We start from the raw sequence: 880 nt of genomic DNA, 5'->3' as shown, positions 1-880 counted from the left end.
TTTTTTGTTCCCTTTTCCTCTCTCCCTTCCCTCCCCCCTCTTCTTCCCTTCCTCTTTTCCTTCCCTTCCCTTCTTTTCCTCCTCCCCCTTTTCCTCCTTTCTCTCTCTCCTTCTCCCTCCCTTTTTTCTTTCCCCCTCCCCCCCCCTTTCTTCTCTTTTCCCCCCTTCTTCTTCCTCCCTCCCCCCCCCCTCTTCCTTCCCCCTCCCTTTTCCCCCCCCTCTCCCTCTCTTTTTTTTTTTTTTCTCCCTCCTTCCCCTTTTCCCCTTTTCCCCCTCCCCCTTCTTTTTCCCCTTTTCCCCCTCCCCCCCCTTCCCTCTCCTTTTCCCTCCCCCCCCTCTCTCCTTCCTCTTTCTCTTCTTCTTCCTTTTCTTTCTCCCCTTTCTCTTCCCCTTTTTCCTCCCCCCCCTCTTTCTCCCCTTTTTTCTCTCTCCTTTTCCTCTATCCACTCCATCCCCCCCATCCCACCTCTCCTCCTTTTCCTTTTTTAACTCACCCTTTTCTCCTCCTCCTTTCCTTTCTTTCTCTTTCCCCTCCCCTCTCCTCTCCCCTTCCTTTTTTCTTTTTTCTTCTTCTCCCCTTCCCCTCCCTTTTCCCTTCCTTTCCCCTCCTTCTTTTCCTTCCTTTTTTTCTTCTTTCCTTTTTTTCTCTCTTTCCTCCCCTCTTTTTTTCTCCTTTTTTTCTCCCCCCCCTTTTTCTTTCCCTTCTCCTCTTTTCTTTCTCTTCCTTCCCCCTTTTCTTTCTTTTTTCCCCTTCCTTCCCCTCTCCCCCTTCTTCTTTCCCTCTCCCTTCTCTTTTTCCCCTTCTCTCTCCTCCCCTTTTCCCTCCCCCGGTTATGTCGCTGCCAACCCAAATGCAGTTGGGATTCCCGACCATGTCTCT

2 protein-coding genes are annotated in these 880 nt (G+C 50.9%); both read right to left on the bottom strand.

Annotated features, from left to right (window positions below; genetic code table 11):
* Positions 1-447: hypothetical protein (locus K5Q58_RS21365; RefSeq protein WP_220755717.1), on the bottom strand; the 447-nt coding region annotated here is incomplete at its 3' end.
* Between the two features lie 38 nt (positions 448-485).
* The coding region (locus K5Q58_RS21360) for a hypothetical protein (RefSeq protein WP_220755716.1) at positions 486-880 on the bottom strand (395 nt) is incomplete at its 5' end.

This window comes from Shewanella sp. KT0246 (assembly GCF_019654955.1).
Taxonomy (GTDB): domain Bacteria; phylum Pseudomonadota; class Gammaproteobacteria; order Enterobacterales; family Shewanellaceae; genus Shewanella; species Shewanella goraebulensis.
Note: the sequence above shows the minus strand (reverse complement) of the source record. Positions and strands in the feature narration are given on the sequence as shown.